The sequence below is a fragment of the Sedimenticola sp. genome (assembly GCF_050289425.1).
Taxonomy (GTDB): domain Bacteria; phylum Pseudomonadota; class Gammaproteobacteria; order Chromatiales; family Chromatiaceae; genus Sedimenticola.
In genome coordinates this window covers 1-8,726 of sequence record NZ_JBNKFS010000043.1, presented here as the reverse complement: position 1 = coordinate 8,726, position 8,726 = coordinate 1, and the positions used below count along the sequence as shown (strand labels likewise).

General features: G+C 52.5%; 10 protein-coding genes. 1 reads left to right on the top strand and 9 read right to left on the bottom strand.

Annotated elements, in window-relative coordinates:
• Positions 1-9 precede the first annotated feature (9 nt).
• From ACQY5R_RS17970 to rpoE, 5 genes are all read right to left on the bottom strand, one after another.
• Positions 10-1,446, bottom strand: a complete 1,437-nt coding sequence (locus ACQY5R_RS17970; RefSeq protein ID WP_428610663.1) for a DegQ family serine endoprotease — start codon at positions 1,444-1,446, stop codon at positions 10-12.
• A 19-nt stretch (positions 1,447-1,465) separates the two neighbouring features.
• Positions 1,466-1,954 (bottom strand): SoxR reducing system RseC family protein, encoded by a 489-nt coding sequence (locus tag ACQY5R_RS17965; protein WP_428610662.1) that lies wholly within the window; start codon positions 1,952-1,954, stop codon positions 1,466-1,468.
• 10 nt (positions 1,955-1,964) lie between these two features.
• Positions 1,965-2,870 carry a MucB/RseB C-terminal domain-containing protein gene (locus ACQY5R_RS17960; protein WP_428610661.1) on the bottom strand — a complete coding sequence of 302 codons (906 nt, stop codon included), beginning with the start codon at positions 2,868-2,870 and terminating at the stop codon, positions 1,965-1,967.
• Between the two features lie 71 nt (positions 2,871-2,941).
• Positions 2,942-3,520 (bottom strand): sigma-E factor negative regulatory protein, encoded by a 579-nt coding sequence (locus ACQY5R_RS17955; protein ID WP_428610660.1) that lies wholly within the window; start codon positions 3,518-3,520, stop codon positions 2,942-2,944.
• 42 nt (positions 3,521-3,562) lie between these two features.
• Complete coding sequence (gene rpoE, locus ACQY5R_RS17950; RefSeq protein WP_428610659.1) at positions 3,563-4,138, bottom strand: RNA polymerase sigma factor RpoE; 576 nt, start codon at positions 4,136-4,138, stop codon at positions 3,563-3,565.
• A 195-nt stretch (positions 4,139-4,333) separates the two neighbouring features.
• On the opposite strand from rpoE, the gene nadB reads away from it, so the two are divergent.
• Complete coding sequence (gene nadB, locus ACQY5R_RS17945; RefSeq protein ID WP_428610658.1) at positions 4,334-5,962, top strand: L-aspartate oxidase; 1,629 nt, start codon at positions 4,334-4,336, stop codon at positions 5,960-5,962.
• Positions 5,963-5,968: 6 nt separating this feature from the next.
• On the opposite strand, the gene ACQY5R_RS17940 is transcribed toward nadB, so the two are convergent.
• The 4 genes from ACQY5R_RS17940 to ACQY5R_RS17925 all read right to left on the bottom strand — a co-directional run.
• The gene (locus ACQY5R_RS17940; RefSeq protein WP_428610657.1) at positions 5,969-6,406 is read right to left on the bottom strand and encodes a protein YgfX; all 438 of its coding nucleotides are present in this window, start codon (positions 6,404-6,406) and stop codon (positions 5,969-5,971) included.
• A 36-nt stretch (positions 6,407-6,442) separates the two neighbouring features.
• Positions 6,443-6,694 (bottom strand): succinate dehydrogenase assembly factor 2, encoded by a 252-nt coding sequence (locus tag ACQY5R_RS17935; protein ID WP_428610656.1) that lies wholly within the window; start codon positions 6,692-6,694, stop codon positions 6,443-6,445.
• 13 nt (positions 6,695-6,707) lie between these two features.
• Positions 6,708-7,400: a succinate dehydrogenase iron-sulfur subunit gene (locus ACQY5R_RS17930; RefSeq protein ID WP_428610655.1), complete on the bottom strand. Its 693-nt coding sequence runs from the start codon at positions 7,398-7,400 to the stop codon at positions 6,708-6,710.
• A 10-nt stretch (positions 7,401-7,410) separates the two neighbouring features.
• Positions 7,411-8,726, bottom strand: a 1,316-nt coding sequence (locus ACQY5R_RS17925; RefSeq protein WP_428610653.1) for an FAD-binding protein, incomplete at its 5' end; no start/stop codon positions are given.

Below are 8,726 nucleotides of genomic sequence, written 5' to 3'. Positions count from 1 at the left end.
ACTGGCCCACTACTCTTTCGGTACCTGCAACGGAATGAAACGGGCGCCATTTCTACGATGAATCAGGACCGCCACCGTAGATCCTTTCGGCAGATCCTTGACGGCCTCATCAAACTCCTTGACCGTTGAAACCCGTACCCGATTAATCATCTGGATGACATCACCCGGTTCGATACCCGCATTTTTGGCGGCACCGTTATTGACTGACTGAACAAAGACACCCTTGATCCCGTCCAGCTTGTACAGACTTCTAATCTCCTTATCCAGCTCCACGACACTCATACCCAATCTGGAAAGGCTTTCCTGGGCCGGCTCTTCCATACCGCCTTGCGCCATATCATTCTTTAGTTCGCCAATATTCACCTTCACTGTCTTCCTTTCTCCATTGCGGAGAATCTCCAACTCGGCAGGCTTATCTATCCTGCTGGCGCCCACCAGATGCTGTAGCATTGATGAGCTTTCCAGTTTGGTGCCATTGTATTTCAGGATCACATCACCCACTTCCAAACCGGCCTTCTCGGAAGGACTACCCGGTACCACCTTGGCGATTAACGCTCCATAGGGATACTGCATGCCAAACGACTTAGCCAGTTCGCGGGTTACATCCTGGATCATGACACCCAACCAGCCCCGTTTGACTTCGCCACTGGTACGCAACTGATCCACAACGTTCATCGCCAATTCAATCGGTATGGCAAATGAGAGCCCCATAAAGCCGCCGGTTCGGCTGTATATCTGTGAGTTGATCCCAACCACTTCACCCTCAAGATTAAACAGGGGGCCACCCGAGTTTCCGGGGTTGATTGCCACATCGGTCTGAATAAAAGGCACATAGTTTTCGTTCGGTAGGCTACGACCTTTTGCGCTCACGATACCGGCTGTAACGGAGTGATCGAAACCGAATGGCGAACCGATTGCCAATACCCATTCCCCCACTTTGAGATTATAGGTAGTGCCGATCTTGACCTTTGGCAATTCTGTGGCATCGATCTTCAGTAGGGCGATATCGCTGGTTTTATCCATACCGATCACTTTCGCTATAAATTCACGGCGATCGCTCAGTCTCACTAAAATCTCATCCGCGCCATTGACCACATGAAAGTTAGTCATGATATATCCGTCATCCGAGATGATGAAGCCGGAACCCAGTGAGCGAGCGTCATACTCTCGCGGCTCATCCTGGCCCTGCCCTTCTCCAAAGAAGTGACGGAAAAACTCGTTGAGCGGACTCCCTTCAGGAAGGTCTGGAATCTGAAAATCCCGATTCAATCGACCGGGTACGGTTTTATGTTGCTTGGTGCTGATATTAACGACAGAGGGACTATACGTCTCAACCAGGTTGGTGAAATCCGGTAAGGATTGGGCCTGGACCGCAGCGGCTGTCAACCAAAGTAGTACGATCAGTGATAGTGAGGTTAAGCGATTATTCAACAACAGCGCTTTCATGGGTAGCTCCTGAAATCTGTTACAGTGTGTTCTTACTTATTCCATCGATAACATGGATCGAACCGGCCCGACGAAGAATCACTGCCTGGTAAGCACTGTTTCTTTTGGTCTTGAAAGCAAAACTTCGCAACCAGACAAGGCCGATTAACAGACCCAGTAGACCACTGATAATGGAAAGTGGTTCCGTAGACACGAAACCTATTTTTATAGCGACCCATTTGCCGAGCATACTACTCAAGAGCAGCGAAAATAACGGCACAATGTAGAAAAAAAACGAAGCCCGGGTCAGCGCCGATTCATCAAGCCCCACTATCACCCGCTCACCCGCCTTAGCCCCAATCGGATTGAGTACCTCAACCAGATTTCGACGGTTACCCAACACCTTGGCCAAGGCAGAAGTACCACAGGCACTCTTCGCCCCACAGCTTCCGCAGCTCGTCGCCCGTTGTGTTTCCACTTGAGCAAATTCGCCGTGAGTGGCCGTGACAATCGCACTCTCTTCAATCATGATTCTGGTGCTACTGTGGTGGTATATGGAGTGATTTCGCGACCCGCTCAACAGTCATCGCCGGCACTTCACCCACCGCCGTTACCTGGTAACCTGAAACCTCATTACCAAAAGCATTAATGGTGCCCATCGTCGAGCTACCCCGTAGCCCTACATCTCCCGCCGCCTCCACATAAACAGAGAGTGACGCCAAGCCATCAGAGAGGACAAAATGATCCATTTCTCCTTCTTGTTTACTGGCCTTGCGTTTTGAATGCAGCGTGACATCAAAACCCTTTGGCAGATCGCTAAAAAACCACCCGGAAAAGTGTTGTTCAGATATTGCTTTCATTGGTTTTTGCTGCACCCACCGGTAATACTCCTTGCCATCGAGTGAAATGTCGGCGATATCTCTACTACTGCTGTAATCGACTTGCAACTGGGTAAACATCAACTGTGATATGGAAACACCCGAGACATTCAGCATATCGGTCTTTAACGGCAGTGCATGCTCCGCATCCAGATAAAGCCGGTATCCATAACGATAAGCATCTCGCGGTATGATGGCCACAACCCGTGCAAGTCGGCCGGCAACCCGCTCTTCACCTAATAGATGAAAACGATAGTAATCCGCCAGTTGATTAACGTTGACCGAAAAAACCGCACGAAAACCATTGCCAGTAACGCGATTGCCAATTGAAATCGATTTAACGTCAGGAGCAATACAGGTGACCGATGCGTTGTCTCTGAACACCTCGCGGGCCACTCCATTTAGCGAAACCAGCCGCTCCTTTTCACCGCTACTATCGACAGTATGGGAGATCTGCATACTCTCGAGCTGATCATTGTGTAAAAAAACAAAAGTACCGTCGTAGTTCAATGAATGAACGGCATTGACCATACGTTCCAACCAGGGACGAACATCATCATCGTTCACATCCGCGCTGCAATTCAGCCATGTCGTTACCAGTAACACAGAGAAAATAATTTGAACCGGTCTCATCATTTTCAGCGATTGCTGTCGTAACTGACAAAGTTGGCATAGGGGATAACGCCGATACCACCGGGCGCTGCAAATTCATTATGATCAATCAGGTACCGATTCAGCTTAGACTCCACCTTCGGTTCTGAAAGATTTTTCCAATGTGTGCTGGATCGGGTTAGATAGGGAGCCGCATCAGGCACGGCACGCTCTACGACGACCTGCCCCCCTGGTTCCGAAGACATGTTGGTAAGCTGAGGGAATGCCAGTACGGTTATCACTGCAACGGATGCAGCCAGTGCCGCACCACCAGCAGACTTGTACCATCTCGATGACAAACGTACCGGCCGGCCGAACGGAATAGGATGGAAGGCAGGAGCCGTCTCAGGTTGCTGTTCCAGCTTGGCCCTAACCCTGTCTGCAATGGAATCGGCAGATAGCCTCACCGCTTCACCACGCATGGCATCACCGATCAGATTATAGCGATCCCATTTATCGCGAAGCGACTCATCACCCTCCAGAGCATCCAGGGCGTGCCGGATCTCTCTCTCGCCCAGCTCATTATCCAGCAGCGCGGAAATCTGTTCATTGATATCGTCTGTCATATTCATATCCGACCAGGTCGTCACAATACGGCTGTAAAAATATCAGCTTAGAAGCGGTTGCAATTTCGCGTCTATGGCTGCACGGGCCCGAAAGATTCTTGATCTGACGGTACCGACCGGGCAGTCCATTGCCTTGGCTATCTCCTCATAACTGAGACCCTCAAGTTCTCTGAGGGTAATGGCTGTCCTCAGATCTTCGGGTAATTCATCGATAGCCTGGTTGACCGTCTCGGCTATCTCTTTCTCCAGCAGATGATTCTCGGGTGTGGCATGCTCTTTCAGACGCACACCGGCATCCAACTGCTCGGCTGTCTCGGCATCAATATCGGAACTGGGAGGGCGGCGCTTCTGGGCAACCAGATAATTTTTCGCTGTGTTGATGGCAATTCGATAAAGCCAGGTATAGAACGCGCTCTCCCCACGAAAGTTGGGTAAAGCTTTATAGGCTTTGATGAAAGCTTCCTGTGTCACATCGAGTGTCTCGCTGGGATCTCGCACATACCGGGAAACCAGATTGGCGACCTTCTGCTGATACTTGAGTACCAAAAGATCGAAGGCCTTCTTATCTCCACGCTGTACACGTTCGACCAATTCCTGATCAATCTGACGCTCCCCCATCAGGGTTTGACCTCTGCCGGGGATAAGCCCGGGTCTATACTCAATGTGATTGACAACATGCTGTGTGATAAGTTCTCAATATCCGGTTCTCGAAATCCGAGAATTACGATAGGATTCCCCCACAGTGACTGCAACGCGCAGACCCTGCCTTTTCAAGCTGAATTATGACCCCAAGCCAGGATTCGGGTAAACCCCATGAATAAAAACACCCCTAAACATTTTGATGTACTCATTATTGGCAGTGGGGCAGCCGGTTTAAGTCTCGCGCTGCGCCTTCCTGAATCCATCCGTATTGCCATCATTGCCAAAAGGGAACTCACCGAGGGTAACACCTATTATGCGCAGGGGGGTATTTCTGCCGTGCTGGATGTGGAAGACTCGGTAGATTCCCATGTGGAGGACACCCTGAATGCCGGTGCCGGGTTGTGCGATGAACAAACGGTTCGCCTGGTGGTTGAAAAGGGTCCGGAAAATATCCAATGGCTACTCGATGAAGGGGTGGACTTCACCCGGGACAAGCCGGCCGGTGCCGGGTACCATCTCACCCGTGAAGGCGGACATTCCCATCGCCGGGTCATTCATGCTGCGGATGCCACGGGACAGGAGGTAGAGAGTCGGCTGGAGTCCCAGGTCCAGGCACGTGAGAACATCAGTCTATTTGAGAACCACAACGCCATTGACCTGATCATGGGTAACAAACACGGCCTCCCGGACAACCCGTGCCTTGGTGCTTACATCCTCAACAAAGCCAGTAACAAGGTTGAGACCTTTATGGCCAAATTCACCGTACTGGCAACCGGCGGTGCCAGCAAAGTCTATCTCTACACCAGCAATCCGGATGTTTCCACAGGAGACGGCATCGCCATGGCTTGGCGCGCTGGATGTCGGGTAGCCAATATGGAGTTCATCCAGTTCCATCCGACCTGCCTTTACCACCCTCATGCCAAATCGTTCCTGATTACCGAGGCGCTCCGAGGCGAAGGGGGCAAACTGCTACTGCCGGATGGCACGCGCTTTATGCCTCAGTTCGACAAGCGTGCCGAACTGGCACCCCGGGATATTGTCGCCCGAGCAATCGATCACGAAATGAAGCGAATCGGTGCTGATTGCCTCTATCTGGATATCAGCCATAAACCGGCCGAATTCATTCGCGAGCATTTTCCAAATATCTATGCCAAGTGCCTCGAATTCGGTATCGATATTACGACCGACCCTATCCCCGTGGTACCGGCCGCCCACTACACCTGTGGCGGTGTGATCACCGACCTCAAGGCTAGAACCGATATACCCAATCTCTTTGCCATCGGCGAAACGTCCTATACCGGACTGCACGGCGCCAATCGCATGGCTAGCAATTCCCTGTTGGAATGTCTTGTCTATGCCCAGCAGGCAGCCCTAGATATCGAACAGCGCCTACCCTCTGCCAACGAACCGCCTGATGTCACCCCCTGGGACGAGAGCCGGGTCACCGATTCAGACGAAGAGGTCGTGGTATCGCATAACTGGAATGAACTACGCCATTTCATGTGGGACTATGTCGGCATCGTACGCAGCAACAAACGCCTGGAAAGAGCCAAGCGGCGCATCAATCTGCTCAGACATGAGATCAAGGAGTACTACAGTAACTTCCGGGTGACCAATGATTTATTGGAACTGCGTAATCTGGTGGAGGTCGCTTACCTGATTATCCACTCGGCACAACACCGCAAAGAGAGTCGCGGACTGCATTTTAATATCGACTTTCCCCGTCAGGATGATCGCTTTCAGAAAGCGCCTACCGTGTTGATACCGGACAATTATCAGCCTTTACAACCGGTTGAATAGGACCGGTTAACCGGACCCGGCCTGCTGCTTGAGGCGCACCCGTAACCGCCGGTACTGTTGTGGATCGCAGTTATCACCGAGTAGCAGATAGTACCGGCGGCGGAACCACCCCTCCCGAAATCCAAGAATAGTCAGCCAGTGAAGATTGAAACAGCTGCCCAATGTCGGGTAGTGGCGGACCTTCCCGGAGGCATGTTCTACCAACCAGCTACCGTTCGGAGCCCAGACAATGGTTGAAGAAGTGGAGCGGTTAATCCTGGTGACACGGGCCAGTCTAACCCAGGAGAAAATAACGACTAATATCGGCCACAGTATCGCTAGCGGATAGGCGACAAAAACCATCAGGGAGTAGCAAGCCAGCGCCGCATGTAGCAGGTGCTGATAAAGAATGAGCCTTTTGGATGGATAAAGCTTGATGCGCAACGGCGCCTGTTCTCTGTTCATCACACTCCCTGTGTAACAGAATTTACGCCTATTCCGTCATGATCTCGTCTGCATCAGCGCTACCAGACGACGGATATTGTTATCGGACGGGACCACGTTCCCCATCACCCAATCCAATAGCAACTGATCTTCAAAATCCAGCATACGCACAAACAAGTGCTTATCTTCGATCGGGAGGCTTTCGAAATGTCGATCAAGAAAGCCGAGCAACACGTAGTCCAACTCGAGCATACCACGCCGGCATTGCCAGCGTAGTTGCCCGAGTGGAGGTAGCGCGGATTCCTGCACCGACTCGATCACCCTAGATTGAGTGCTTTAGCATCAATTCCTTGATCTTGCCGATCGCCTTGGTGGGGTTAAGCGATTTCGGGCAGGACTCCACACAGTTCATGATGGTGTGGCAACGGAACAGTTTATAGGGTCCTTCCAACGCATCCAGGCGCTCTTCAGTGGCTTGATCGCGACTGTCCGCCAGGAAACGCCACGCCTGCAGCAGGGCTTGCGGCCCGTGGAATTTATCCGGATTCCACCAGAATGACGGACATGACGTGGAACAACAGCCACACATGATGCACTCATACAACCCATCCAGCTTATCCCGCTCTTCCGGAGACTGGAGAATCTCTTGCTCCGGCAGCGGATCCTTATGAATCAGATAGGGTTTGACAGCCCGATACTGCTGATAGAACTGTGACATATCGACCACCAGGTCCCGAATCACCGGACGCCCGGGCAGCGGACGCACATTCACCGGCTCCTTCAATTCACTGACTGGCGTGGTACACCCCAGCATATTCTTGCCGTTCACATTGACGGCATCCGACCCGCACACGCCTTCACCGCAGGAGTGACGGAAGGCAAAAGCCTCATCCTGTCGTTTGATCTCCATCAGGGCATCGCGAAGCATCATGCCTCGGGTGACCTCGACATCGTACTCCTGCATATGCGGAGCGGTGTCGACATCCGGGTTATAACGGTAAACAAAAAATTTCATTCATCAACCCTCAGTAGACACGTGGCTTCGGCGGGAAGGTATCAACGGTAAGCGGTTTGGTCTGTACCGGCTTGTAGTCCAGTCGATCGCCTTCTCTGAAGTAGACCGAATGTTTCAGCCAATTCTTATCATCACGCTCGGTATAGTCGGGACGGGAGTGAGCACCTCGGCTCTCCTTACGTTCCAGCGCAGAGAGGACGATAGCCATACCGATATCAATCAGATTCTCCAGCTCCAAGGCTTCGATACGCGCAGTATTGAACACCTTGCTCTGGTCTCCCAAACGCACATCCTTCAGCTTCTCACGTAACTCTTTAACCTTGGCCACACCCTCTGACATGATGTCATCGGTGCGGAATACGCCTGCATGATCTTCCATCACCTTACGGAACTCGTCACGCAATTCGCGCACCGAAATCCCCTCACCGGGCTGCTCCCAGCGGGTCAGCCTGGCGACCGCCTGTTCGACAGCAGCCTCATCCATGCTCCGGTGCTCTGGGTTGTCCTTGAGATGGTTAATAATCTGCTGACCGGCTGCGCGACCGAATACCAGAATATCCAGTAGCGAGTTACCACCAAGTCTGTTGGCACCATGTACCGATACGCAGGCACACTCACCGGCGGCATAGAGACCAGGGACGATTTGCTCGGAGCCATCGGAGGCCGGAACCACAACATGTCCCAAACGATCGGTCGGGATACCGCCCATCACATAGTGCGCGGTCGGGAATACCGGGATCGGTTCTACCGCCGGGTCAACGCCGGCAAAGATCTTCGAACTCTCACGAATACCCGGCAGACGCTTGGCGATAATATCCTCACCCAGATGGTCAACCTTCAACAGAACATGGTCCGCATTGGGTCCGCAACCACGACCCTCCTTCACCTCGGTGACAATGGCGCGAGCGACCACATCACGGCTGGCAAGGTCTTTGGCGTTGGGGGCATAGCGCTCCATGAAACGTTCGCCATCCTTGTTGATCAGATAACCGCCCTCACCGCGCACGCCTTCTGTAATCAGCATGCCACGTCCGGCAATCCCGGTGGGATGGAACTGGAAGAACTCCATATCCATCAAGGGGACGCCCGCCCTAAGCGCCATAGCCATACCGTCACCGGTATTGATATGGGCATTGGAGGTGGTGCGGAATACCTGTCCGCAACCACCGGTTGCCAACAAGGTTGTCTTCGCTTCGATCAGCAGCGGCTCACCGGTCTCGATCTCCAGGGTCAGAGCACCGAGGATAGCCCCCTCTTCATCGCGAATCAGTTCGACACCGAAATACTCGTCAAAGAAGTGGGTGCGAGCACGGATATTCTGCTGGT

Excerpts from the sequence above, each read along its gene's own strand:
- ACQY5R_RS17970 (WP_428610663.1), bottom strand. The coding sequence starts at position 1,446 with ATGAAAGCGCTGTTGTTGAATAATCGCTTAACCTCACTATCACTGATC.
- ACQY5R_RS17965 (WP_428610662.1), bottom strand. The coding sequence starts at position 1,954 with ATGATTGAAGAGAGTGCGATTGTCACGGCCACTCACGGCGAATTTGCT.
- ACQY5R_RS17955 (WP_428610660.1), bottom strand. The coding sequence starts at position 3,520 with ATGACAGACGATATCAATGAACAGATTTCCGCGCTGCTGGATAATGAG.
- rpoE (WP_428610659.1), bottom strand. The coding sequence starts at position 4,138 with ATGGGGGAGCGTCAGATTGATCAGGAATTGGTCGAACGTGTACAGCGT.
- nadB (WP_428610658.1), top strand. The coding sequence starts at position 4,334 with ATGAATAAAAACACCCCTAAACATTTTGATGTACTCATTATTGGCAGT.
- ACQY5R_RS17940 (WP_428610657.1), bottom strand. The coding sequence starts at position 6,406 with ATGAACAGAGAACAGGCGCCGTTGCGCATCAAGCTTTATCCATCCAAA.
- ACQY5R_RS17930 (WP_428610655.1), bottom strand. The coding sequence starts at position 7,400 with ATGAAATTTTTTGTTTACCGTTATAACCCGGATGTCGACACCGCTCCG.